Annotated in this window: 22 protein-coding genes and 1 pseudogene; 10 read left to right on the forward strand and 13 right to left on the reverse strand. The window is 69.5% G+C overall.

Annotation, left to right across the window (positions count from 1 at the left end):
* Nucleotides 1-11 precede the first annotated feature (11 nt).
* Nucleotides 12-1,679 carry an acetolactate synthase gene (locus JOD67_RS36015; protein WP_205122134.1) on the forward strand — a complete coding sequence of 556 codons (1,668 nt, stop codon included), beginning with the start codon at nucleotides 12-14 and terminating at the stop codon, nucleotides 1,677-1,679.
* Here JOD67_RS36015 and JOD67_RS36020 read toward each other — a convergent pair.
* From JOD67_RS36020 to JOD67_RS40840, 4 genes and pseudogenes are all read right to left on the reverse strand, one after another.
* Nucleotides 1,676-2,668, reverse strand: a complete 993-nt coding sequence (locus JOD67_RS36020) for a phosphotransferase enzyme family protein (RefSeq protein WP_205122135.1) — start codon at nucleotides 2,666-2,668, stop codon at nucleotides 1,676-1,678. The genes JOD67_RS36015 and JOD67_RS36020 overlap by 4 nt on opposite strands.
* A 94-nt stretch (nucleotides 2,669-2,762) precedes the next feature.
* Nucleotides 2,763-3,428 (reverse strand): GNAT family N-acetyltransferase, encoded by a 666-nt coding sequence (locus JOD67_RS42260; RefSeq protein WP_372442377.1) that lies wholly within the window; start codon nucleotides 3,426-3,428, stop codon nucleotides 2,763-2,765.
* Nucleotides 3,341-3,760 (reverse strand): annotated as a pseudogene (locus JOD67_RS40835) (GNAT family N-acetyltransferase); the annotation flags it as partial. The pseudogene JOD67_RS40835 and the gene JOD67_RS42260, both read right to left, overlap by 88 nt.
* 2 nt (nucleotides 3,761-3,762) lie before the next feature.
* A complete protein-coding gene (locus tag JOD67_RS40840; protein ID WP_239556689.1) occupies nucleotides 3,763-3,915 on the reverse strand; it encodes a hypothetical protein in 153 nt (50 codons plus the stop codon).
* Between the two features lie 83 nt (nucleotides 3,916-3,998).
* Between JOD67_RS40840 and JOD67_RS36035 the strand changes: the two genes are divergently transcribed.
* A complete protein-coding gene (locus JOD67_RS36035) occupies nucleotides 3,999-4,967 on the forward strand; it encodes a GlxA family transcriptional regulator (RefSeq protein WP_205122136.1) in 969 nt (322 codons plus the stop codon).
* Here JOD67_RS36035 and JOD67_RS36040 read toward each other — a convergent pair.
* The 4 genes from JOD67_RS36040 to JOD67_RS36055 form a co-directional block, all read right to left on the reverse strand.
* On the reverse strand, nucleotides 4,948-5,349 hold the full coding sequence (locus tag JOD67_RS36040; RefSeq protein ID WP_205122137.1) for a RidA family protein: 402 nt from the start codon (nucleotides 5,347-5,349) through the stop codon (nucleotides 4,948-4,950). The genes JOD67_RS36035 and JOD67_RS36040 overlap by 20 nt on opposite strands.
* 69 nt (nucleotides 5,350-5,418) lie before the next feature.
* Nucleotides 5,419-5,832 carry a thioesterase family protein gene (locus JOD67_RS36045; RefSeq protein WP_239554215.1) on the reverse strand — a complete coding sequence of 138 codons (414 nt, stop codon included), beginning with the start codon at nucleotides 5,830-5,832 and terminating at the stop codon, nucleotides 5,419-5,421.
* 9 nt (nucleotides 5,833-5,841) lie between these two features.
* On the reverse strand, nucleotides 5,842-7,137 hold the full coding sequence (locus tag JOD67_RS42265) for an HD-GYP domain-containing protein (RefSeq protein WP_205122138.1): 1,296 nt from the start codon (nucleotides 7,135-7,137) through the stop codon (nucleotides 5,842-5,844).
* Entirely contained in the window at nucleotides 7,134-8,288 is a 1,155-nt protein-coding gene (locus tag JOD67_RS36055) for an HD-GYP domain-containing protein (RefSeq protein ID WP_205122139.1), read from the reverse strand. The genes JOD67_RS42265 and JOD67_RS36055 overlap by 4 nt, the downstream gene beginning before the upstream one ends.
* 959 nt (nucleotides 8,289-9,247) lie before the next feature.
* On the opposite strand from JOD67_RS36055, the gene JOD67_RS42590 reads away from it, so the two are divergent.
* Nucleotides 9,248-9,322, forward strand: coding sequence for a 50S ribosomal protein bL37 (locus JOD67_RS42590; RefSeq protein ID WP_372442378.1), 75 nt, complete (start codon nucleotides 9,248-9,250; stop codon nucleotides 9,320-9,322).
* Nucleotides 9,323-9,492: 170 nt separating this feature from the next.
* Here the strand turns inward: JOD67_RS42590 and rsrA are convergent, their stop codons facing one another.
* The 3 genes from rsrA to JOD67_RS36070 all read right to left on the reverse strand — a co-directional run bounded on the left by rsrA (nucleotide 9,493) and on the right by JOD67_RS36070 (nucleotide 11,212).
* Nucleotides 9,493-9,771 (reverse strand): mycothiol system anti-sigma-R factor, encoded by a 279-nt coding sequence (gene rsrA / locus JOD67_RS36060; RefSeq protein ID WP_205122140.1) that lies wholly within the window; start codon nucleotides 9,769-9,771, stop codon nucleotides 9,493-9,495.
* The gene (locus JOD67_RS36065) at nucleotides 9,764-10,381 is read right to left on the reverse strand and encodes a sigma-70 family RNA polymerase sigma factor (protein WP_205122141.1); all 618 of its coding nucleotides are present in this window, start codon (nucleotides 10,379-10,381) and stop codon (nucleotides 9,764-9,766) included. The genes rsrA and JOD67_RS36065 overlap by 8 nt, the downstream gene beginning before the upstream one ends.
* A gap of 186 nt (nucleotides 10,382-10,567) precedes the next feature.
* Nucleotides 10,568-11,212: an alpha/beta hydrolase family protein gene (locus JOD67_RS36070; protein ID WP_205122142.1), complete on the reverse strand. Its 645-nt coding sequence runs from the start codon at nucleotides 11,210-11,212 to the stop codon at nucleotides 10,568-10,570.
* Between the two features lie 201 nt (nucleotides 11,213-11,413).
* Between JOD67_RS36070 and JOD67_RS36075 the strand changes: the two genes are divergently transcribed.
* Nucleotides 11,414-12,208: a class I SAM-dependent methyltransferase gene (locus JOD67_RS36075; RefSeq protein ID WP_239554216.1), complete on the forward strand. Its 795-nt coding sequence runs from the start codon at nucleotides 11,414-11,416 to the stop codon at nucleotides 12,206-12,208.
* Here JOD67_RS36075 and JOD67_RS36080 read toward each other — a convergent pair.
* Nucleotides 12,205-12,960: an SOS response-associated peptidase gene (locus tag JOD67_RS36080; protein ID WP_205122144.1), complete on the reverse strand. Its 756-nt coding sequence runs from the start codon at nucleotides 12,958-12,960 to the stop codon at nucleotides 12,205-12,207. The genes JOD67_RS36075 and JOD67_RS36080 overlap by 4 nt on opposite strands.
* A 249-nt stretch (nucleotides 12,961-13,209) precedes the next feature.
* Here JOD67_RS36080 and aspS point away from each other — a divergent pair, with 249 nt between their 5' ends.
* From aspS to JOD67_RS36100, 4 genes are all read left to right on the forward strand, one after another.
* Nucleotides 13,210-14,502, forward strand: a complete 1,293-nt coding sequence (gene aspS / locus JOD67_RS36085; protein ID WP_205122145.1) for an aspartate--tRNA(Asn) ligase — start codon at nucleotides 13,210-13,212, stop codon at nucleotides 14,500-14,502.
* A 63-nt stretch (nucleotides 14,503-14,565) separates the two neighbouring features.
* Nucleotides 14,566-15,159: a DoxX family protein gene (locus JOD67_RS36090; protein WP_205122146.1), complete on the forward strand. Its 594-nt coding sequence runs from the start codon at nucleotides 14,566-14,568 to the stop codon at nucleotides 15,157-15,159.
* A gap of 251 nt (nucleotides 15,160-15,410) precedes the next feature.
* Complete coding sequence (locus tag JOD67_RS36095) at nucleotides 15,411-15,932, forward strand: Rv1352/Rv1906c domain-containing protein (RefSeq protein ID WP_205122147.1); 522 nt, start codon at nucleotides 15,411-15,413, stop codon at nucleotides 15,930-15,932.
* 10 nt (nucleotides 15,933-15,942) lie between these two features.
* Nucleotides 15,943-16,506: an ArsR/SmtB family transcription factor gene (locus JOD67_RS36100; RefSeq protein WP_205122148.1), complete on the forward strand. Its 564-nt coding sequence runs from the start codon at nucleotides 15,943-15,945 to the stop codon at nucleotides 16,504-16,506.
* Between the two features lie 26 nt (nucleotides 16,507-16,532).
* Here JOD67_RS36100 and JOD67_RS36105 read toward each other — a convergent pair whose 3' ends face one another.
* A complete protein-coding gene (locus tag JOD67_RS36105; RefSeq protein ID WP_205122149.1) occupies nucleotides 16,533-17,786 on the reverse strand; it encodes an HNH endonuclease signature motif containing protein in 1,254 nt (417 codons plus the stop codon).
* Nucleotides 17,787-18,592: 806 nt separating this feature from the next.
* Here JOD67_RS36105 and JOD67_RS36110 point away from each other — a divergent pair.
* Entirely contained in the window at nucleotides 18,593-19,888 is a 1,296-nt protein-coding gene (locus tag JOD67_RS36110; RefSeq protein ID WP_205122150.1) for an MFS transporter, read from the forward strand.
* Between the two features lie 9 nt (nucleotides 19,889-19,897).
* Nucleotides 19,898-23,077 (forward strand): S41 family peptidase, encoded by a 3,180-nt coding sequence (locus tag JOD67_RS41570; RefSeq protein ID WP_205122151.1) that lies wholly within the window; start codon nucleotides 19,898-19,900, stop codon nucleotides 23,075-23,077.
* Nucleotides 23,078-23,080: the final 3 nt, after the last annotated feature.

Consider the following 23,080-nt stretch of genomic DNA (forward strand, 5'->3'; position numbering starts at 1 on the left):
AAGCTCCCGCCATGGCGGAGCTCGAGGGACACGGGGGCGACATCGCGGTCGCCATCGCGAAGGCACACGGCGTCGAGACCATGTTCACCCTTTCTGGTGCACACGTGTTTCCGCTGTACGACGCGGCGGTCGGCGGCAAGGAGCAGCCGCAGCCGGCGCCGTTGCGGCTGGTCGACGTACGGCACGAGCAGACCGCGGTGTTCGCCGCGGAGGCGACCGGCAAGCTGACCCGTACGCCCGGCCTCGCGGTCGTCACGGCCGGCCCGGGTGTCACGAACTCGGTCAGCGCGATCGCGCAGGCGTACTTCACCGGCGTCCCGATGGTCGTACTCGGCGGCCGGGCGCCTACGCAGAGCTGGGGCAAGGGCTCGTTGCAGGAGCTGGACCATCCGCCGCTCGTCGCGCCGGTCACGAAGCTCGCCCGCACGGTCTCGCGCGTGGAGGACATCGCGCCCGTCATCGCCGAGGCGTTCAGGGTCGCCGCCACCCCGCACCTCGGGCCGACGTTCGTCGACGTCTCGATGGACCAGCTCTACAGCCGTACGACGGTCGAGCTCGACGCGCCCGCCGCCGCGGAACGGGTCGCGCCGGACCCGGACGCGATCGCGGAGATCGCCACGCTGCTCTCGGAAGCCTCGCGGCCGGTGTTCATCCTCGGCTCCGACGTCTGGCTGTCCGGCGCCGAGACGGCCGCGCTCGCCGTGGTCGAGGCGCTCGGCGTTCCGGCGATCACGAACGGGATGGGCCGCGGTGTCCTGCCAGCCGGGCATCCGCTGCTGGTGACGAAGGCGCGGTCGACGGCGTTCGGGCAGTGCGACCTGGCGGTGGTGATCGGTACGCCGCTGGACTTCCGGCTCGCGTACGGCACGTTCGGCGGCAAGAACGAAGCCCCGCCGGCGAAGGTCGTGCACCTCGCCGACTCCCGCGGCCAGATCGCCCAGCACGCCTCGCTGGCCGCGTCGGCGTCCGGCGACCTGACACTGGTCCTGGAGGGGCTCCTCGCGGCCTTCGAGCAGCTGCTGCGGCGGCCCTCGTGGGTCGACTGGGTCAGTGCCCTGCAGGACGGCGTACGCGCGGGAGCCGAGCGCGACGCGGCGCTGCTGTCGGCCTCGGCGGACCCGATCCACCCGGCACGGATCTACGGCGAGCTGCGCGGGCTGCTGGCGTCCGACGCGGTGGTGATCGGCGACGGCGGCGACTTCGTGTCGTTCGCCGGGAAGTACGTCGAGCCGGGCGCCGCGGGCTGTTGGCTCGACCCCGGCCCGTTCGGCTGCCTCGGCGCCGGCCTGGGCGCGGCCATCGCGGCGAGGCTGGCCCGGCCGTCGTCCCAGGTGGTGCTGCTGCTCGGTGACGGCGCCGCGGGTATGTCGCTGATGGACGTCGACACGTTGGTGCGGCACAAGCTGCCGGTGGTGATGGTGGTGGGCAACAACGGCATCTGGGGGCTGGAGAAGGGCCCGATGCAGATGCTGTACGGCTACGACGTCGCAGCCGACCTGCAGCCCGGCACGCCGTACGACGCGATCGTCAAGGCGCTTGGTGGAGCGGGCGAAACCGTCCGCCGGGCAGAGGATGTCAAGCCCGCCTTGCAGCGAGCGTTCGACGCCGGAGTTCCTTACCTGGTGAACGTTCTGACCGACCCGGCCGCCGCGTATCCGCGCTCGACGTTCGGTGTCTAGACAGGCAGCTCGAGGCTGAGGCGCGCGAGGCTCACCCTCCACGCCGCGTCCTGGGCCGGTGTCGGGGAGACGTCGGGGCGAGCCGTCAGCAGGCAGTGCTCGGTCTGCCGCGCGGCGATGAGGAGCGGAACGTGCTGCTCCCACTCCACCGCCAACGGGCGGACCGTTCGGTAGCCGGCCAGGAACGCGTCGCGAAGCTTTGGGTAAGCAGGGTTGCCGAAAATGGCTCCGGGATAGCCCGCGAGGTTGCCGAGCAGCGGGCACAGGTCGTACAGGAAGAAGCCCCAGCCGCAGTCGGCGAAGTCGAACGAGGCGACCTGCCAGCCGCCGTGGCCCCGGCGCAGGAAGCAGTTGCCGAGGATGTAGTCCTGGTGCGTGATGCCGAACGCGTCCGCCCCGCGGCCGAGCTTCTCGAACACCGCTCGGGTGCGGTCGGCGACCTCGTCGTACAGGTCGCGGTCCTCCGGCCCCAGCACGTCGTCGATGCCGAGCGTGGGTCGGAACGGCGACGCTTCGGTGGTGAACATCCCGTCGGCGTCCCAGACGGGCAGCTCGAAGCCTGGCGGAGGCGAGAATCCCTCAGCCGCGTTGTGGATTCTCCCGAGTCCTTGCCCGAGCGAATGCACACCGGCGACGCCGAGTCCGTGCCCGGGAACGAGCACCCGACCGTCGAGCCACGTCTGCAGATCGCACGAGTGCCGCTGACCATCGGCGTCGGCGACCTCGACGAAGAGCCCACCGTTCCGCGTCTCGATCGGAACCGGCACCTCCGGGTCGTCGCCGACAGCGCGCAGGAACGTCAGCTCCGACCACACGTGCGCGGGAGTGCGATAGCCGGCGCGATGGACGCGGAGGACATAGCGGGCGCTACCGGCCCGGACCTCGAAGACGGCGTTCAGTCCGATCTCGAGAGTCCGAAGGGTGGCCCGGTCGCCTAGTTCGTAAGCGCCCAAGGCAGTTCGCGCGAGCTGTTCCAGTTCGGCTGTCATTGCGGCCCACGCTACGAGCGCTCGGAGCGCGGGTCCAACGAATATCCAGCCCATGCTCGTAAGTGCGCGGAAGCGCAAGCGGGCTTAGGGAAGCTCACACCTCGCGGCGGAACGCGAGGAGAGTGAAGCCGGGTACCGGCTCCCAGTCGCGGTCCGCCGCACGGCGGAAGCCGAGGCGTTCGTAGAGCCGGTGCGCGGGTGCCATCGCCGTACTGCTCGACAGCACCACGCCGTGCTTGCCCTCGGCGACCGCCTCCTTGAGGCACGCGCGAACGAGGGCCTCGCCCACACCTTTACCCCTGCGGCAGGGGAAACGGCGAGCATGCGGAACTCGCCCTCGTCCGGCTGGGAGATCTCGCACCACGGCGACCCGGTCGGGCAGTACGTGGCGGTGCCGAGGATCTCGCCGGACGTACGGTCGGCGGCGACGAGCAGCCGGGCCTCGAGCGCACGGCTCTTGGTGGCGCGGAGCCGGTCGAGGTACGGGCTGTCGGGTTGCTGGAGCTCGTCGCGCAGGTACGCGCCGACGGTCAGCTCGCCGATCTCCTCGTACTCGTCCGGCTCCGCGGGCCGGACGAGCGGCCACGGGTGGAGGTGCCGGACGTACGCGAGCATCGGGTCGCCGGAACGCGCGATCTCGTCGCGTTCCGGCGCCCGGTCGAAGCCGAGGCGGCTGTAGAGCCGCTGCGCCTCGGGCATCGTCAGCATGGTGTCGAGGCTGAGGCCGGTGTAGCCGGCGAGCCTGGTCCGGGCGACGCACTCCGCGACGAGCGCGGTGCCGATGCCGTGGCCGCGCGCCTCCGGTCGGGTGGCGAGCAGGCGAAGCTGTGCCTCGTTCTTCGACGTGCTGTAGTGGAATCCGCCGTCGGGGTGGGCGAGTGCCACCGTTCCCAGGATTTTCGTGGAACCCGGCAGGAACGCGACGAGCGTCTCCAGGCCGGCGGCGCCGGCCCGGCCGGCGCTGTCCGCGACCCACTCGAGATAGGACGGAGCGACGAGCTTTCCGCCGCCGTAGACCTCGACGAGCAGGTCGCCGATGTCGTCGTGTTCGGTCAGTCGAGCGTCGCGCACCAGAGGAAGCGGGGGAAGCACCCCTACTTCATAGCAGGACGCCGACGCAGGTCCAGGAACGGCTTCCAGCCCTCGCGCGGCTGCCAGTCGCGGCCGGTCCGGTTGTCCGGGGTCCAGCCGGCGATCGAGGCGATGGCGACGAGGAGGAAGACTCCGAGTAGCACCAAGAACTCCATGTCTCAAGGATCGATCGTGCCATCTCACGAAACGAGTGGCAGGATGGCCATACCCCATCGATTTTCGGCCATATGATGGCGGCATGTCTCGGATCAACTCGGTGGCCGTCCCGATCCTCCCGAATGTCTCCCCGTTCGAGCTCGGAACCGTGTGCGAGGTGTTCGGCATCGACCGTTCCGACGTCGGCTTCCCGCGGTACGACTTCTGGCTGTGCGGGCCGTCGGCGGGCCAGCCCGTGCCGACGAAGAGCGGGTACGACGTCGTGCCGCCGTACGACTACTCCAAGCTCGACGAGGCCGACCTGATCGCCGTCCCCGCCGCGCCGCTGGCCGAGATCTACCCCGAGGCGCTGCTCGAGGGCGTGCGCCGCGCGGCCGCCCGGGACGCGGTGATCATCAGCATCTGCTCGGGCGCCTTCGTGCTCGGCGCCGCCGGGCTGCTCGAGGGTCGCGAGTGCACGACGCACTGGATGTGGGCCGAGGAACTGCAGCAGCGGCACCCGAACGCGAAGGTCGACCCGGACGTGCTGTACGTCGAGTCCGGCAACATCTGGACCAGCGCGGGCACCGCGGCCGGGATCGACCTCTGCCTGCACCTGATCCGGGAGTTCGAGGGCTCGGAGATCGCGCGCAAGCTGGCCCGGCGGATGGTCGTACCCCCGCAGCGCTCGGGTGGGCAGAAGCAGTACATCGAGACGCCGCTGCCGACCCAGCGCGGAGGGACGTTGGAGTCGTTGCTGTCGTGGATGGCCGCGAACCTCGACGAGGCGATCACCGTTCCCCTGTTGGCCGAACGGGCTCACATGGCGCCGCGGACGTTCGCCCGCCGGTTCCGGCAGGAGACCGGCCTGTCGCCACACGAGTGGCTGACCGAGCAGCGCGTGCTGCTCGCCCGGCGGCTACTGGAGTCGAGCGACCTGACCGTCGACGCGGTGGCCGCGCGGACCGGCTTTGGGAACGCCGCCGTACTGCGGAACCACTTCGGCCAGCGGATGGGAACGACACCGCAGGCCTACCGGGCGACGTTCCGCCTCAGTCGCCGGCCGGCTTGACGGCCGCGATCGCCTCGATCTCGACCAGCGCACCGGGAACGGCGAGGCTGACCACGAACGCGCCGGTGATCGCCGGCGGCGGTTGCGGGATGAACGGGCCGACCGCCGCGAAGCCCTCCTCGAGAGACACGCCGTCGGCGATGAGGATCGTCCACTTCACGACGTCGGAGAGCTCTGCGCCTGCAGCCTTCAAGCTGGCTTGGAGATTCTCCATCGCTCGCTTGGACTGCTCGGCGATGCCGGGGCCGACGACCGTACCGTCAGGCCCGACGCCGTTCTGGCCGCCGACGTAGATCGTGTCGTACCCGGCAGGGACGCGGACGGCCTGGCTGAAGGCCGGGCTCGCGTGCATGCCTTCGGGGTTCAGGTAAGTGTTCGACATGGGAGAAGCGTAACCTGTTTAACGGGTTACAGGCAAGCAGGAGGCGCCGAGAAGGCGGCGCGATGCGGGTCAGGCGCGGGGGCGGGCGGCTCGGGCGAGGAAGCGTTCGCGATCCACCACGACGCGGACCACGGTGCCGCGGGCGACCAGGCGGCCGTCGATCGCGTCGGAGGCACGGACGTCGAAGCGCAGCGACACTCCGTCGACGCCGATCAGCTCGGCGTGGACGTCGACCCGCTCCCCCACCGGACTCGCGGCGAGGTGGTCGAGCTCGACCCTCGTGCCGACGCTCGTCTGGCCGGCCGTGAGTGCCTGGGCGATCGCCGTACACGTCGCCTGCTCGGCCCAGGCCAGCAGCCGAGGCGTGGCGAGGACGGCGACGTCGCCGCTACCGACCTCTTCGGCGGTGTCCTCCGAGCGGACCAGATGCGGCACGGTGGCCGCCAGACCAGGCGTCAGCGTGGAGCGCACAGGTTCGGCCATTGCGCCACCTTAGAGCGGGACGGACGCCGTTCGGTTCAGGACCCGCGCGAGCGAGGACACGACGCGGGGGTCGTACTCGTACGCCATGCCCAGTCGGAGCCGCTCCAGGGCGTCCACGCGGGCCTCGTCGGCGAGCGATGCGCCGACCAGGTCGTCGTAGGCGTTCGCGACCTTGATGATGCGTGCCTCCTGCGGCACGTCGGCGTCGTCGGGCAGGTGCGGGCGCCGGTACGGCTCGGCCTGCGCCTCGACGATCGCGGCGACCTCCTCGAGCACACCGGTCTGCCGGATCACGGCCCCGCCGAGGCTCGCGATCCGCCGCCGCTCGTCCGGCGTGACGAGCAGCGTGGCGCCGCCGGGGATCGGGTCGGCGAGCGAGAGCTGGCCGAGGTCGTGCATGAGCGCGGCGTACTGGAGCGTGTTCAGCCGGTCCTCGTTCAGCCCGAGGTCACGGCCGATGCTCAGGGCCAGATCGGCGACCCGGCGCGCGTGGCCGGTCTCGGTGTAGCCGCCGACCTCGGTACTTCGAGACAGCGCCAGGATCGTCTGCATCTGCGTGCGCCGGATCGCGGCGTAGCGGCGGTAGGCCATCTGGGCGAGCAGCAGCGGGATGCTGAACAGCGGCAGCGTCCAGAGCCCCACCTCCCAGGTGGCGAGCGCGATCAGGACGCCGCTAGAGGCGATCGCCGACCCGATGCCGATGAACGCGCGGAGCTCGTTGCGGAACAGCGCACCGAACGGCCCCAACCGCCGGCCAGCGCCTACCGCGGCGGCCACCGCGGACTGCAGCGGCCAGGTGAGCACGGCGACGAGGATCGTGAACACGACGAACGCGGGTCGGTGTGTTTCCAGCCACTGGTAGATGTCGGGGACGAGCACGGCCGGGCGGAACACGCACGCGATCGCGCCGACGACCAGGATGCGGGGCGCGATGCCCTCCAGCTCCGCGGAGCGGCCCGCGATGACGTGCGGCAGCGCGCCGATCAGCGTTCCGCACGCGGTGATCGCGATCGTCTGCAGGATCGAGTGCAGCGCGGGCATGTTGCCGGGGAGATGGCTCAGCAACGCGTACCCGAGCGCGCCGGCCAGCGCGATCGGCGACTGCACCCGGTCGTCGGGAAGGCGGAGCCGGATCAGTTCGCCGAACGCGATCAGCGCGCCGAACGCGAGCGCCTCCCGCGGAGCCACCAAGCCCTGTACGGCGGTGACGGCGACCGCGGCCACCACCACCACCGCGGCGAGTCCCGCGATCACTCCTGGCCCCTCGCGCCGGTCTCGGTGGGCGGCGCGGGAAAGACTGCTCACCGGCCCGAACCCTGGGAGTCCTCGACCTGCGGCGGTCGGACCGGGTCGTCATGGTCGTACGTCGCCGCCGGGGCGTCCTGCGGAATCGCCTGGACCGGCGCGGTCTCCCAGCCGTCACGTTTGACCGACGCCACGAACAGATCGACAAGGTCGGGGTCGAAATGGGTCGCTTTACAGCGGACGAGCTCGTCGAGTGCGTCGTTCACGGGTCGAGGCGCGCGATATGACCGCAAACTGGTCATAGAGTCGAATGCGTCGGCAACCCCGAGGACGCGGGCGAACACTGGAATATCGGTCGCTTTGAGACCAGACGGATATCCCGAACCGTCGTACTTCTCGTGATGGTGCATGATTCCCGCGCGCGCGTCTTCGAGGAATGCGATCTCACCCACCACCTCGACACCACGAAGCGGATGCAGCTTGATCGCCGCGAACTCGGCGGCGGTGAGCTTTCCGTCCTTCTGCAGCACCCGGGTGGGTACGCCGATCTTCCCCACGTCGTGCAGCAGGCCCGCCTCGGCGAGCGCCTCGAGCCGGTCACTGCTCCAGTTCAGCTCCGTGCCGAGCATCCGCGCCCCGCGGCTGACCCGTTCACCGTGGCCGCGCGTGTAGAGGTCCTTGGTCTCGATCGCCTGCGCGAGTGAGCGAAGAGTTGCCTCGTGCGCCTTCCGTTCGGCCTGGTACTGCGCGAGAGCCCAGTTCGCGGCGGCCAGCGGCGCGATCATGATGAGCGCCGCGAAGGGGCCCATCTGACCGAGCCAGAGGAGGCCGAGCAGGAACCCCAGCAGGGAGTAGCCGATCGAGGCTCCCGCCACTTCGAGAGCGATGCGGAACGAGGGATACTGCCGTTGCCCTTGGATCCTGAGAACGGTCTCGACGAGAAGCTGATTCATCAGATAGCTGACGACGCTCGCAGCGATGAGTGGGAGCAGAATCGCGGGGAACGTGATCTCTTGGAGATCACCGACCGGTCCGCCCAGCCACACATAAACGATGCCACCGACAAAAGAGAAGATGGCTGCTTGCGAGACGTTGAAGTACCGCTTCAGAGGAGGCTTCTGTCGGATCCTTGCGAGAAGCACTCCAGCAAGCACCGCGGGTGCGCCCCAAGCTCCCAAGATCGGGTAGCTGGCGACGACCAGAACGGACACCAATGAGAGTGTCGTTGTCTCACTGACTCGCTGCTTCGAATACTCAGACTCCGCGAATGCAATGAGAAGAACAAGACACGCGACATCAAGCCAGCGAGTTATGTGTCCGACAGAGATGGCCGCTAGAACAAACGCAACCAGGCAGAGCAGGCCAACGTATAACGAGGTGATCCGCCTGGACATCGATGGTTACGCCTCTCAGCCGTGCATCCGTGCATCCGTGCAATGCGCGGTGGCGTCGACCGGTCAGTCCCAGCTGCTGCCACCAGCCTTAGCGTGGCACATGATGTGCTTCGACATCTCACCCTCCTCCCACAACACGCGCGTGGTGGAGGCGTCCCTGGATACGACCCAGTGCGCCGTCGTCATAGTGATTGTCGCCCCTTGCCTCGTCCCGCGGTTCATGCCGGATGTCGCCCCATCCACGTCTCAGGTCCGCGAAGAGTACTGAGATGAGTGAACGCCGGATAGGGGGTCCCGGTCAAGAGCATGGCCGGTAACTGCAACTGCATTCTGTCACCTTGACTCTGAGTTATCCACCTCGGGGGGCGACTTTCCGCGTAACGGTCTACGCAACCTCACGTTGACTCACCGACAGTCACTCCGCTCGGTGATCTTCGGTTGCGAAACCTACGGTTCTCCCGCTGTCGTTCACCGATCGTTGCGGATTGGAATTCCCGGGCGCCCCCGATGCCACTGGGCAGACCGGGTGAAACCTGGCATTAATCGTGTCGTCGCCTTGCAACGATGAATGCAATTGACGAACGGGTGACTGAGCGTAGATGAAAATCGGAACGAATCGGACATGGGACTTTACGAAGCCGGAACGCGTGACACACAGCGTGACCGGAGCCAAGCTTCCCCCACCTCCGGATCGGCCGTTCTGCCCTGGCATGCGATGATCTGCGGGTCGCGATGCTAGGAGCATCACGACGAAACGACGATCGGAAGGTTCACCCATGGGCAAGAACGGACGTCGCCGTCGGGCCAAGCGCAAGAAGAAGGCCAACCACGGCAAGCGGCCGAACACGTGAGGCCATCGGGGTCTTCGGACCCCGAGCATCGGCCCCGGCACCCGGAGACATCGGGCGCCGGGGCCGAGTTGTTTCCTGCGCGTTGCCAAGCTGCGTCATCGTCGCCCCCGCGTTCGATATGACAACGGCCCGCGCGTGGTGCACGGGCCGTTCGACGTTTGTTCGACTACCTACTGACGGATCTGGGTGGTGATCTCGACATGGGTCGCCCGAATCCGCATCAGCACCTTCTGCCGAAGCTCGTCGGGCGCCTTGTCCGAGCAGCAGGAACGGTGCACCAGCTGCTTGACGAGCTCCTCGAGGTCGTACTTCTCCAGGCACGGCGAGCACTCGTTGAGATGGTTGCGGACCCGCTCGGTGTCCGCGTCGTCCATCTCGTGGTCCAAGAAGACGAAGACGCGTTCGAGGACCTCCGCACAGTCCACGTCGTGCGGTTTGTCGCTACACATGCTCCTCGCCGCCCTTCCCGCTCGTCGCCGGGACGAGGCCGCGCTCTCGCGCGTAGTCCTCGAGCAAGCTCCTCAACTGGCGCCGGCCACGGTGCAGTCGTGACATCACCGTACCGATGGGAGTACCCATGATGTCGGCGATTTCCTTGTACGAGAACCCCTCGACGTCCGCCAGATAGACGGCCATCCGGAAGTCCTCGGGCACCTGCTGAAGGGCCTCCTTGACGTCGGAGTCCGGCAGGTGCTCCAGAGCCTCGGCCTCGGCCGACTTCAGGCCGCTGGATGTGTGGGACTCCGCCCGAGCCAGCTGCCAGTCCTCGATGTCCTCGGTGCCCGCCTGCTGCGGCTCGCGCTGACGCTTCCGATAACTGTTGATGAACGTGTTCGTCAGGATCCGGTACAGCCACGCCTTGAGGTTGGTCCCCTCGGTGAACTGGTGGAACGACGCGTACGCCTTGGCGAACGTCTCCTGCACCAGGTCGTCGGCGTCGGACGGGTTCCTCGTCATCCGGAGGGCAGCGTTGTACAGCTGGTCGAGGAACGGCAGTGCGTCCCGCTCGAAGCGGGCGCTGCGCTCCTCTGGAGTCTCCGGATGTGCTGCGACTGTCATCGCCCGCGAGGATAGCCCCACCGACGTGGTAGCCGTCTCAGGTGTCCACTTCGTCCACATCGGGACAAGGGCGGACGAATCCTGACGCGTTGGGCACGCTGCAACCACCAAGCCTCCTACGTTGTCTCTTCTGTCGCACCCTTATCGAACACCACGGGGCCTGCGAAGATTCCCGCCTAGCCACGCCTAGCCGACGAGGCGGGTCATCCACTCCACGACGGCCTCGACGATCACCACGAGCGCGTCCTCCTGGGACAGCGGAGCGCCGCGGCCGACCTCGAAACCGTGCGCGGCGCCCGGGACCGGAGTCAGGTTGATGCCCTGCGGGAACTCCTCCGGACGGCCGAACGGATCCCGCTCCCCCTGCACCACCAGCGTGGGGACGCCGGCGCCGATGAGCTCGTCGGCGCGGCTCTTCTCCGGCCTGCCGGGCGCGTGCAGCGGGTACGCCAGCGCGACCGCGCCGACCGCACCGAGGCGGCGGGCCGTACGGCAGGCCACGCGGGCGCCGGCGCTGCGGCCGCCGAACACGATGGGCGTACGGGTGCGCAGGCTGTCCGCGACCGCGGTCCAGGCGGCGTCGAGCGTCGCCGGTGCCGGCGCGACCTTCTTGCCCTCGCGGACCCACGGCTGCTCGACGCGGATCACGGCGAAGTCGTACGACGGCAGCGCGTACGCCAACGCCATCAGGTCGATCGCGTCGATCCCGCCGCCCGCGCCGTGCCCGAGCAGCAGGCTGGCTTTCGTCGTCCGCGGGCGGTGGTAGACGAGCCGGGCCTCGCCGACAGGCGTGTCGACGAGCCGCTCCACCTGCCGCTTGATCCACGTCATGACGTGATATTCGCAGATCAGGTCGGCCGGTGGTGGGACACCTAGGTCCAGCGGGCGCTACCCCATTGATATTGCCGGTGCCAGACGTTCACCGCGCTCTCCGTCTGGTGCGACCTCAGCATCGAGTCCTTCTGGGACGGTGATCGTCCCAGATCAGCGCCACCAAGTGGTGCATCAGCCGCACCTGGAATGCTGGAGCGCATGGCTCCCGACCGGTCGTTGCGCGACACGTTCGACACCACGGCTGCCCGCTACCACGCGGCTCGCCCCGACTATCCCGAGGCTCTGTTCGACGATCTCGTCGCGGAGACCGGCCTCCAGCCGGCCGCGCGGCTGCTCGAGGTGGGGTGTGGAACGGGCAAGGCCACCGTCCCACTGGCACGGCGTGGATTCCACATCACCGCGGTCGAGCTGGGGCCGGCGCTGGCCGCGGAGGCCGCCCGCAACGTGGCCCCGTACGGCGACGTCGAGGTCGAGACGGCGAACTTCGAGACCTGGCTGCCGTCCGCGAAGGCGGGGTTCGACCTGGTCTACTCGGCGACCGCGTGGCACTGGATCGACCCGGCGATCAAGTACGACAAGGCGGCCGCGCTCCTGGCGCCGGGCGGGCACATCGCGATCTGGGGCGCGGGGCACGGGTTCCCGCCGGACTACGACCCGTTCTTCGCCGAGATTCAAGACGTGTACGAAGAGCTCGGCGAGGGCCATCCCGGCGGCTGGCGGCCCGTCCCTCCCGACGAGCTGCACGACGGCTCGGCGGAGCTCGAGGCGTCGGGGCGCTTCGAGACGGTCGCCGTTCGTCGCTACGTGTGGGCGCTGCGCTACGACGCGGACAGCTACCTGGCGTTGCTGGACACGTTCTCCGGGCACATCGCGATGGCGCCGGACAAGCGCGACCGGCTGTACGGGGAGATCCGCCGGCGGCTCGCGACCCGCGACGACGGCAGCCTGACCCGCCACTGGGCGGCCGTGCTCACGATCGGTCGCCGGCTCTAGAAGAGTCCGTCCTCGTCCGCGGGAATCGGATCCTTGAGCTCGGGTCCGTTGTTCTTCACGTTGTTGACGGCCTTGGAGACCGGGTACGCCTCGAGCTGGCCGTCCATCGCGGGCTTGAGCAGGTCGTGCAGCGTCTCCCGGTCGTTGATCCGCGGGTCGAGCCACTTCGCGTAGTCCTCGGGCTTCACCACGAGCGGCATCCGGTCGTGGATCTCGCCGAGCTCGTCCGTCGACGACGTGGTCAGCACCGTGCAAGTCCAGAGGAAGCGCTCGGGGTCGTCGTCGGCCTTCTCCTTGTCCCGCCAGATCTCGTACAGGCCCGCCATCGCGAGCGTGCCGCCGTCCTTGGGGTGGATGAAGAACGGCTGCTTCTTGCCCTTGGTCTCGCCGTACCACTCGTAGTAGCCGTCCGCCGGCAACAGGCAGCGGCGGGAGGCGAACGAACGGCGGAAGGCCGGCTTCTCGTGCGCGGTCTCGAGCCGCGCGTTGATCATCTTGTTGCCGATCTTCTCGTCCTTGGCCCAGAACGGGACCAGGCCCCACTTGACCGTGGTCAGGCGGCGCTCCCCCTCGGACTCGGGGTCCGGCTTCTCGCCCTCCTCACGCGGCTGCCGTTCGAGGACGGCGTACACCTGCCGCGTCGGCGCGACGTTGTAGTCGGGCTCGAGCTTCTCGCGGACGTCGACCGCGTCGACCTCGAACTCGCGGGCCAGGTCGTCGGGCGCCTTGCTGGACGCGTACCTCCCACACATGCTTAGACAGCGTACGCTTGGCGGCAACGGCTGCGACGGAGACGAGTAGCCCGGGGACCGTGGAGTCCAGAGAGTTGGCCGGTAGCTGAGAAGGCCAGCGTCCGCACCCCGTGGCGAAGACACTCCCGAGCCGTAGTTGGAACGAACGAGGCGGTTCCTTCGGGAGCCGTGAAGGTGTGGTGGCACCGCGAGTCCCCCTCGCCCACACCCCAGGGGACGTAGAGATTCCTGTGGGAGGTGACCACCACCATGCAGCAACGTGTTCTCGCGTCGCAGCTCGCCGAGCGAGCCGGCGAGACCGTACGACTCCAGGGTTGGGTCCACCGCCGCCGGCGCCTCGCGTCCGTCACGTTCGTCGTGCTTCGGGACCGTTCCGGACTGGCCCAGGTCGTCATTCGCGACCCGGAGACCGTGGAACTGGTCGAGAAGCTCGGCGAGGAGACAGTCGTCGAGGTGGTCGGGAAGGCGTTGGCCAACCCGCAAGCCCCCGGGGGCGTCGAGGTCGTGGACCCGACGTTGACCCCGTTGACCGAACCAGCGGAGACGCCGCCGATCGAGCTGTGGCGACCCAGCGTCAACGCGGCCTTGCCTACGTTGCTGGACAACGCGCCGACGACGTTGCGCCACCCGAAGCTCAAGGCGGGCTTCGAGATCGCGTCCGCGGCGGTGCAGGGCTTCCGCGCGACGCTGTCCGGGCTCGACTTCACCGAGATCAACACGCCCAAGCTCGTCGAGTCGGCGACCGAGAGCGGAGCGAACGTCTTCGCGGTCGACTATTTCGGCAAGCCTGCGTACCTCGCCCAGTCGCCGCAGTTCTACAAACAGCACCTGGTCGGAGTCTTCGAGCGGGTCTTCGAGGTGGGTCCGGTCTTCCGGGCCGAGCCGCACAACACCGGGCGACACCTGGCGGAGTACGTCTCGCTGGACGCGGAGCTGGGCTTCGTCCAGGACCACTGCGAGGTCATGGACGTCTGCGAGCAGGTCGTGGTCGGGATGGTCTCCGCCGTACGGGAGCGCGCAGCCGCGGCGGTCGAGCTGCTGGGCGTCGAGCTGCCGAGCACCGGCGGCGGCAAGATCCCCGTGGTCGACTTCACCGAGGTGCTCCGCATGGTCGGCGCACCGCCGGACGAGCCCGACCTGGCGCCGGCGCACGAGCGCGCCATCGGCGAGTGGGCGCAGGCCGAACACGGGAGCGACTTCGTCTTCGTCGAGGGCTACCCGACGGCGAACCGCGCCTTCTACACCCATCCTCGCCCGGAGGAGCCGCGCTGGTCGCGCTCGTTCGACCTGATCTTCCGGGGCGTGGAGCTGGTGAGCGGCGCGCAGCGGCTGCACCGCTACGAGGACTACGTGGCGGTGCTCCGCGAGCGCGGGCTGCCGTTGGAGTCGTACGCCTCGTACATCGACGCGTTCCGGTTCGGGATCCCGCCGCATGGCGGGTTCGCGTTCGGGCTGGAACGGTTCGTCTCCCGGCTGACGGGGGCGGAGAACATCCGCGAAGTGACCCTGTTCCCGCGGGACATGCAGCGGCTGTCGCCGTAACGCGATGGAGGTCTGGGGCCGCTCTGGATGTTAGAGCGGCCCCGGACGCGGTATGAAGGACCTATGACGACGCTCGTGAGACTGCTGGCCCGGCCGATGCTCGCCGCGGGCTTCGTGCTTCATGGGGCGAAGGCCATCAAGGATCCCGATCCTTACGTTCCGCAGGCCAAGCCCGTGACGGACCGGATCGTGCCCGTTCTGAAGCAGTACGCGCCGCCGCAGCTGGTGGGGCGGATCCCGGAGAACCCGCGGACGCTCGTACGGCTGAACGGTGCGATCCAGGTGGTGGGCGGGCTGATGCTCATCACCTCGAAGTACCGGCGTCTCGGCGCGCTGGCGCTGATCGCGTCGCTGATCCCGACGACGCTGGCCGCGCACCCGTTCTGGGAAGAGCAGGACAAGCAGGAACGGGAAGTCAAACGGGACAACTTCATCAAGAACGTCGGCCTCGGTGGCGGTCTGCTGCTGGCGGCCGTCGACACCGAGGGCAAGCCCGGCCTGCTCTGGCGCGTCGGCCACGGCGCGGCGGAGGTCGCGGAGGGCTCGCGGCGGGCCGTTCGGATGGCCCGGCGCGAGGCGAAGCTGGCCGCGAAGTCGGCTCGCCGAGAGGCGAAGCTGCTGGCGTTGCAGGCGAAGGACGAACTCCCGTTCGACTGATCCACCCCGGTGCCGTCGCGCCTGGGTGAGGTGTCACCATAGGTGCCCTCACGCGAGGGGCACTTGAACTCATGGCCGAGCAGCGACCATGGTGGGCCGGCGAGGAGCCGGAGCAGTCGCGTCCGTCCGTACCTCAACCTCGCCAGCCCGTGCCCTGGTGGAGCCATCCCGCTCAGCCACCTCCCCCGCCCCCGCCGCCTCCTGCCCCGCCTTCCCGGCGGGGCTGGATCCCGATCGCTGCCGCGGGTGGCGTGGCACTGCTCGTCGGACTCGGTCTCGGCCTGGTGTTCCGCGACGGCGGCGATGGGCCGGCGGACGGCCAGGCGATGATCATCTCCGAGCCTGGCCCTGTGGTCACGGTGACCGCGACCCCGGCTCCCGCCCCCACGGTCACCGTTCCCGGCCCGCGGGTCACGGTGACGGTGACCGCCCGTGCGCTTCGCCAGAACGACGACCCGCCGCCGTCCGACGATGACGCGCCGGATCCGACGCGTCGGCCCCAGCCCGGGCCCGACCCGGAGCCCGCGGGCTCGTTCCCCGGCAACGGGATGTTCGTCGTGAACTCCGACATCCAGCCCGGGACGTACAAGTCGAGGCCGGCCGCGAACGGGTACGTGGAGATCTGCATCTGGCGACGGCTGCGGGACACGTCGGGCAGCCGCGACTCCACCATCGACGGCAACGTCGCGCAAGGCCCGGCGACAGTGACGATCAAACGTTCCGACGGCGCGTTCGAAACTCGCGGGTGCCAGGATTGGAAGCGGGTCAAATAGGCTCGCGTGCATGGCACCGAGACGCCGGCAGATCAAGCTCACCGACCCGCGCATGATCCGTGCGCTGAGCCACCCGGCGCGGATCCAGGCCGTGGAAGAGCTGTATGGCGGGCGGGTAGCGACGTCCACCGAGCTGGCGTCGATGACCGGCCTGACGCCGAGCGCGATGTCGTATCACCTGCGTGCGTTGGAGAAGTACGGGATCGTCGAGCGCGACTCGCCAGCCACCGACGGGCGCGAGCGTCCATGGCGAGCGGCAGCTCGCGAGATCTCGGTGCATTCGACGCCCACCCGAGCGCAGCAGGCCGCAACAGGCCTGTTGGTGGGGCGGGTCTTCGAAGGGCTGCAGTCGACGTTGTCGGCGTACGCGAAAGCGGAGAAGCACCAGCCGGCGGAGTGGCAGACGAAGGCGAACTTCGACACCACGGTGCTGTACCTGACGGCAGAAGAGACCAGCGACCTGATCGCCGCGGTGGGGAAGGTGCTGGAGCCGTACCGGAAGAAGAGCAAGCGCCGACGGAAGAACACCCGCCGAGTGAGGGCGGCATTCCTGGCAGTCCCGGAACTCGACTGAGGCATGGCCAAACGCCCGGCCGCCGCTTAGGCGGCCGGGGTGAGGCGGTGGTTGCGGAGTGGTCGGCGCTGGGAGTCGATCCAGTCCGGGGGTAAGAACTCCGGTAACCCATCGAGCGCTATTCGGACTTGCCAGGCGCCTTGGTGGATCAGGCGGTGGTGGTAGCCGCAGAGCAGGACCCCGTTGTCGCGGGTGGTGGGTCCGCCCTTACTCCACGGAACCACATGGTGGGCGTGGCACCAGCCAGGGGGCCGATCACACCCGGGGAACGCACACCCACCATCTCGGAGTTCGAGGATGCGGCGGAGTTTGCCTTGAAAGAGCCGCTGTTGGGTGTCGGTCAGCAGTGTGACGCGGCCGGGCTGGTCCTCGGGCTTGACCAAGAATGCCCGGTCTGCTTCGCACATGAGTTGGTCGACGAGTTTGCGGGACAGTTCGATCCCGGTGTGCAGAGTCCGCCCACCCGTGTTCGTGAGGGTGACGACCAGTTGGGTGGGGTTCCCACCATGGGAAGGGACGAGCCGCTCGGCCAAGAGTCGGCGGCAGGCCTCATCCAGAGCATCGACGTTGCGCTGTTCGGGGAGGCGGGTGTCACGTCCGTCGGGTCCGGGCTGCGGCGCGGCCAGCGGGTCGAGAACCAGCTTGAGTCGTTCCCCGACCACCTTCGGGAGCCGGGCGGTGACCCGCCACGTCCCTGACGTCTCGTCGAAGGTCATACGCAGAAACCGATCCCGCTCAGCGCTGGCCTCTTCCTGCTTGAGCTTCAGTTCCAGGACCTGGTCGGCAAGGTCCGGCGCGACGGTCTCCAAGAGCCTGTTCCCGACCTTGCCCAAGACTTTCGGGTCGAAGGCGGCGGCATTCTTCAGCAGCGTCGCCTCCACCTCCGAGCGCAGCTCGGGTGTGGCGATGTGGGAGGGCAGCATCTGCACCACCCGCGAGATCACCCGCGCATGGCCCACCGATAGGTGGCCGTCAGCCAACGCTTGCGCGGTGGCGGGCAACTCGTGGTGCAGGTGGCTGGCCAGCTTCACCATCGCACCGGCCTCAGCCGAAGGAACACGAAGGACGCCGGCAACCCACTGCGCCGTGTTCGCCGCACCAGCCGACACGGCGAGGTTGCGGGCGTCGGCCTCGCGGATCAGCTCGAGCCGGCGGGCTTCGTGCCGGTGGAGGGCGGCCTGGTTGTCGAGGAGTGCGGTGGCGAGTTGGTCATCGGACATCGACCACGCCGACACACCATCGGCGGTGCCGGTGGTGTTCGAGCAGGTGGTCGATTCCATAGCAGAATTCTACCAGCCGAATCAGGCTAATGCCCAACCCAGCAACGGAAATCCCCGACATCATCGCCACCACAAGCGACCGGGGGCTCCACAAGAAGCCGCAACACGGCAACAAACCCAAGGCGCAGGCAGGCCTGGCCCGGGGAACTGTTCCGGGGGCAGGGGCGGCGCGTGAAAATCTGGTGGCCGGGCCGGGGCGGGTCAAGGGCCGCTACGCGGTCGCGTAGCGACGTCGCCCCGTCTGCGAAGCCGCCGCGGCGCCCTTGACGCGCCCCGGACCGGCCACCACAATCGACCGCCGCCACAGCCCGACCAGCTAATCGCCAAGCACAGCAGGGAAAAGCAACAACAAGAGCAGAAGCACAGCACCGCCCCAAAGGGGCGGAGGTGAAGAGGATGGGAGTAACAGGCCAGGACCTGCGGGCGCGGAGGCGGAGTGATGGTCGCGCGGTGCGCAAGGCAGCGGCCCGGTGGGCGAAGTGGCGGGGTGCGCGAAGTGGCGGCACGCGGGAAGCGGCGGCACGCGGGAAGCGGCGGCACGCGGGAAGCGGCGGCACGCGGGAAGCGGCGGCACGCGGGAAGCGGCGGCACGCGGGAAGCGGCGGCACGCGGGAAGCGGCGGCACGCGGGAAGCGGCGGCACGCGCGAAGTGGCGGGGTGCGGAAGCGGCGGGGTGCGGAGTCATGGATGGTGAGTGGCGACCGTGGGTGATCGGGGTGAGGTCGTCGTGCGGTGAGTGGAACGGCTGCGGCCGCCTAAGGCCGGGCCCATTGCGTGAAACGATGTGAAGCATTACCTTCACATCCATGGCCGACCAGCCGCAGCCCAAGGCGCCGATTCCGTTGCACAAGAATCGGGACTTTCGCAACCTCTGGATAGGCCAAGCCTTCTCCGAGCTCGGCTCCGGAGCCTCAGCCCTCGCCTACACCCTCCTCGTCCTCGCCATCACGGGCTCCCCCATCCAAGCCGGCCTGGTCGGCTCCTTCGCCCTCGCCACCCGCACAGTCCTAGGCCTCCCCGCCGGAGCGCTCGTCGACCGGTGGAACCGCAAGACAGTCATGCTGGCCTGCGAAGCCGTCCGAGTCCTAGCCCTGGCAGCCCTAGCCGTGGCCATCCTGACCGGAAAGGCAAGCGTCCAACTCATCCTCGTCATAGCCACGATCGAGAGCGGCGCAGCAGTCCTCTTCGGCCCAGCCCATACGGCGGCCCTCAGGCACATCGTCCCCACCGAGCAGCTAGGCGTCGCAAGTGCGCGGAACGAGGCGAGGAGCTACGCCGCGCAGCTGGCCGGACCACCGCTGGGCGGTGCCCTGTTCAGCGTCGGCAGAGCCATCCCGTTCCTCGCCGACGCGATCTCCTACCTGATCTCGTTGCTCGCGATCGTGCGGATCAGGACGACCCTGCAAGAGGAGCGCACCGAAGCGCACGAGAAGATCAGAACGTCCATCTGGCAAGGAATGAGGTTCCTCTGGAACGAGCCGTTCCTCCGCGCCACCCTCTACCTCGGCGCCCTGCTGAACGGCGCGTTCACCGGCGTGATGTTCGTGCTCGTCGTCGTCCTCGAACAACGCGGCGTCCCCGCAGCCGGTATCGGGGCGGCCCAGTCGGCGATCCTGGTCGGCGGGTTCGTCGGCTCGCTCATCGCGCCCTGGTTGCAGCCGAGAGTGAGAACGCCGGTCCTCATCGTCGCGATCTGCTGGCTGGCCACCGGGCTCGTCGCGGCGGCCGCGTTCGCGCCCGGTACGTACACCGTCGCGGGACTCCTCGCGCTCGTGATCGTCGCCGCGCCGTCGATCAACGCCGGCCTGTTCGGCTATCAGGTGGCGATCACCCCGGACGCCATGCAAGGGCGGGTTGACAGTGCGGGCAACCTCGTCGCCCAGACACTCTCCCCTTTCGCGCCCCTCGTCGGCGGCCTCGTCGTGGCGCGGTGGGGAGGCGGCTGGGCGATGGCCGTCTTCGCCGCCATGCTCGGCATCGCCGCCGTCATCGCAACCACGAGCCGGGGCATCTGGTCGATGCGGCCACTAGAGGACCTGGCCGCCGAGCGCGACGCCGAGCGCGACCGAGAACGGGTCGCCGATGTCGACGGCACGGGATAGGTTCTCGGGGTGCCTGCTTCCAGCTACCTTCGCTTCCCGCATCTGCACGCTGACCAGTTGACGTTCGTTGCCGAGGACGACGTCTGGGTCGCCCCGCTCGAAGGCGGTCGCGCCTTCCGATTGTCCGCCGACCACGTCCCGGTCACCTCGCCCCGGTTCAGCAACGACGGCAGTACGATCGCCTGGACCAGCACCCGCGACGCCGCGCCGGAGGTCTTCGTCGCGCCCACCGAGGGCGGCCCGAGCCGGCGCCTCACGTACTGGGGTGCCGGCCGTACGAACGTCCGCGGCTGGCTGCCCGACGGACGGGTGCTCGCCGTCTCCACCGTCGGCCAGATGTACCTGAGGCACTGGTACGCCCACGCCGTCCCGCTCGACGGCGGCCCGAGCGAGCGCCTCCCGTACGGCCTCGCCTCCGACCTCGCCGTCAACGCCAACGGCAAGGTCCTCACCTCCACCCCGAGCATGGCCGAGCCCGCCTGGCGCAAGCGCTACCTCGGCGGCACCGCCTCGAGGCTGTGGATCGGCGACAGCAGCGGCGACTTCACCCGGCTGTTCGAGGACATCGGCTACTCGCTCGCGTTCCCGCTCTGGTGGGGCGACCGCATCGGGTTCGTCTCCGAGCACGAGGGCACCGGCCAGCTCTACAGCGCCCAGCAGGACGGCTCAGATCTGCGCAGGCACACCGACCAGCCGTTCTATGTCCGCCATGCGACGGCCGACGGCGACCGCGTCGTGTTCCAGTCCGGCGGCGACCTCTGGCTGATCGACGGCCTCGACGCCGAGCCCCAGCGACTAGACGTGAAGCTCGGCGGCGCGAGCACGGGCCGCCAGCCCCGCCCCGCGGCGGCCGGCAAGGAGCTCCGCAACGCCGCGCCGGACCGGACGGGACGCGGCAGTGCCGTCGAGGTACGCGGCACGATCCACTGGCTCACCCACCGCGACGGCCCGGCCCGCGCGCTCGCGGCGACGCCCGGCGCGAGGCGGCGGCTGCCGGTGGTCCTCGGCGAGACCGGCAAGGCCGCCTGGGTGACCGACGCCGAGGGCGACGACGCGCTCGAGCTCGGCTCGATCGACGGCGGCCAATCCTCGACAACACAGCCGGACAGGTTCGCGGCCGGCGACCTCGGCCGCGTCCTCGGCCTGGCGGCGTCGCCGGACGGCAAGTGGCTGGTCGCCGCGAGCCACGACGGCAGGCTGCTCCGGATCGACGTCGAGAGCCACGACGTCCAGGAGATCGCGCGGTCCGGGTACGGCGAGGTGACCGGCATCTCGTTCTCCCCCGACTCGGCGTGGGTCGCCTGGTCCCAACCGACTGCCTGGCGGCTGAAGCAGATCCGCATCGCCCGGCTGGCCGACCTCGAGGTCGTCGACGTCACGCCGGTGCGGTTCTTCGACTTCGACCCGGTGTTCACCGGCGACGGCAAGCACCTGGCGTTCCTCTCGGTGCGGAGCCTGGACCCGGTCTACGACTCGTACGTGTTCGACCTGTCGTTCCCCGGCGGCTTCCGGCCGCACCTCGTCCCGCTGGCGGCGACCACACCGTCGCCGTTCGCCGCGAGCCGCGACGGCCGTGCGGTCGGCCCGGAGAGCAACGGCGACAAGGCCGACGGCCCGCCGGAGACCGTCGTCGACGTCGAGGGCCTGGCCGAACGCATCGTCCCGTTCCCCGTCGAGGCCGCGCGCTACTCCGAGCTGCAGGCGGTCGAGGGCGGCGTGGTCTGGCAGCGCCAGCCGTTGACCGGCGTGCTCGGCGACGACCTCGCCGGCCCGGAGGCGGAGCGGCCGCGCACGAAGTTGGAGCGGTTCGACTTCGCCAAGCGGAAGGTCGACGTGCTCGTCGAGGCCCTCGACGCCGCGTGGCCGACCGGCGACGGCAAGCGCCTCGTGGTCAAGGACAAGGACGCGCTGAAGGTCATCCCCGCCGACCGCAAGGTCGACCCGTCCGACACCGAGAGCGCGTTCACCGTCGACCTGTCGCGGGTTCGCGCGGTGATCGACCCGGGCGCGGAGTGGACGCAGGGGTACGCCGAGGTCGGCCGGCTCATGCGCGACAACTTCTGGCGCGCTGACCTGGCCGGGCACGACTGGGCCGCGGCTCAGGCGAAGTACCAGCCGCTGGTCGAGCGGCTCGGCTCGCACGACGACTTCGTCGACCTGCTGTGGGAGCTGCAGGGCGAGATGGACGCGTCGCACGCGTACGTCAACCCGCAGCCCAACGGCGGCGACCCGGCGAAGAAGCTCGGCCTGCTCGGCGCGGACCTGCGCCGCGACGGCCAGGTGTGGCGGGTCGCACGGATCCTGCCCGGCGAGTCGTCGGACCCGAAGGCCCGTTCGCCGCTGTCGGGTCCCGGCGCCGCGGTGCGCACCGGCGACGCGATCGTCGCCGTGGACGGCCGACCGGTCGACGCGGTCCAGGGGCCCGGCCCGCTGCTCGTCGGCACCGCCGGCAAGCCGGTCGAGCTCGCCATCGCGCCAGCCGACGGCGGGGACGTACGCCACATCGTCGTGACGCCGCTGGCCGACGAGGAGGCGCTGCGGTACCAGGCTTACATCGCCGGACGGCGCGCGTACGTGCACGAGGAGTCCGGCGGCCGGCTCGGCTACCTGCACGTGCCCGACATGATCGGGTCCGGCTGGGCGCAGCTGCACCGCGACCTTCGGGTCGAGGTCGTCCGCGAGGGCCTCATCGTCGACGTTCGCCGCAACCGCGGTGGCCACACGTCGCAGCTCGTGGTCGAGAAGCTCGCCCGCAAGATCGTCGGCTGGACGACGGCGCGCGGCTTCGACGAGCCGAGGAGCTACCCCGAGGACGCCCCGCGCGGCGCGGTGGTGGCGGTGGCGGACCAGTTCGCGGGTTCCGACGGCGACATCGTGACGTCCGCGATCAAGGCGCTCGGGATCGGCCCGGTCGTCGGTCAGCGGACCTGGGGCGGCGTGATCGGCATCGACGGGAAGTACACGCTGGTCGACGGCACGTCGGTGACGCAGCCGAGGTACTCGTTCTGGCTGGAAGGGCGCGGCTGGGACGTGGAGAACTACGGCGTCGACCCCGACGTCGAGGTGCCGATGACCCCGTCGGACTGGTCCGAGGGCCGCGACCCGCAGCTCGACACGGCGATCCGCATCGCGCTGGAGAGCCTCGCCGAGACGCCGGCCCGCACCGCCCCGGAGCCGCCGCCTGTGTAGCCC

The sequence above is a fragment of the Tenggerimyces flavus genome (assembly GCF_016907715.1).
Taxonomy (GTDB): Bacteria; Actinomycetota; Actinomycetes; order Propionibacteriales; family Actinopolymorphaceae; genus Tenggerimyces; species Tenggerimyces flavus.

Excerpts from the sequence above, each read along its gene's own strand:
- JOD67_RS36015 (WP_205122134.1), top strand. The coding sequence starts at position 12 with ATGGCGGAGCTCGAGGGACACGGGGGCGACATCGCGGTCGCCATCGCG.
- JOD67_RS40840 (WP_239556689.1), bottom strand. The coding sequence starts at position 3,915 with ATGGAGTTCTTGGTGCTACTCGGAGTCTTCCTCCTCGTCGCCATCGCC.
- aspS (WP_205122145.1), top strand. The coding sequence starts at position 13,210 with ATGCAGCAACGTGTTCTCGCGTCGCAGCTCGCCGAGCGAGCCGGCGAG.
- JOD67_RS36040 (WP_205122137.1), bottom strand. The coding sequence starts at position 5,349 with ATGTCGAACACTTACCTGAACCCCGAAGGCATGCACGCGAGCCCGGCC.
- JOD67_RS36075 (WP_239554216.1), top strand. The coding sequence starts at position 11,414 with ATGGCTCCCGACCGGTCGTTGCGCGACACGTTCGACACCACGGCTGCC.
- JOD67_RS36020 (WP_205122135.1), bottom strand. The coding sequence starts at position 2,668 with ATGACAGCCGAACTGGAACAGCTCGCGCGAACTGCCTTGGGCGCTTAC.
- JOD67_RS36110 (WP_205122150.1), top strand. The coding sequence starts at position 18,593 with ATGGCCGACCAGCCGCAGCCCAAGGCGCCGATTCCGTTGCACAAGAAT.
- JOD67_RS36065 (WP_205122141.1), bottom strand. The coding sequence starts at position 10,381 with ATGACAGTCGCAGCACATCCGGAGACTCCAGAGGAGCGCAGCGCCCGC.
- JOD67_RS36035 (WP_205122136.1), top strand. The coding sequence starts at position 3,999 with ATGTCTCGGATCAACTCGGTGGCCGTCCCGATCCTCCCGAATGTCTCC.
- JOD67_RS36105 (WP_205122149.1), bottom strand. The coding sequence starts at position 17,786 with ATGGAATCGACCACCTGCTCGAACACCACCGGCACCGCCGATGGTGTG.
- JOD67_RS36070 (WP_205122142.1), bottom strand. The coding sequence starts at position 11,212 with ATGACGTGGATCAAGCGGCAGGTGGAGCGGCTCGTCGACACGCCTGTC.
- rsrA (WP_205122140.1), bottom strand. The coding sequence starts at position 9,771 with ATGTGTAGCGACAAACCGCACGACGTGGACTGTGCGGAGGTCCTCGAA.
- JOD67_RS36045 (WP_239554215.1), bottom strand. The coding sequence starts at position 5,832 with ATGGCCGAACCTGTGCGCTCCACGCTGACGCCTGGTCTGGCGGCCACC.
- JOD67_RS36100 (WP_205122148.1), top strand. The coding sequence starts at position 15,943 with ATGGCACCGAGACGCCGGCAGATCAAGCTCACCGACCCGCGCATGATC.
- JOD67_RS36090 (WP_205122146.1), top strand. The coding sequence starts at position 14,566 with ATGACGACGCTCGTGAGACTGCTGGCCCGGCCGATGCTCGCCGCGGGC.
- JOD67_RS36080 (WP_205122144.1), bottom strand. The coding sequence starts at position 12,960 with ATGTGTGGGAGGTACGCGTCCAGCAAGGCGCCCGACGACCTGGCCCGC.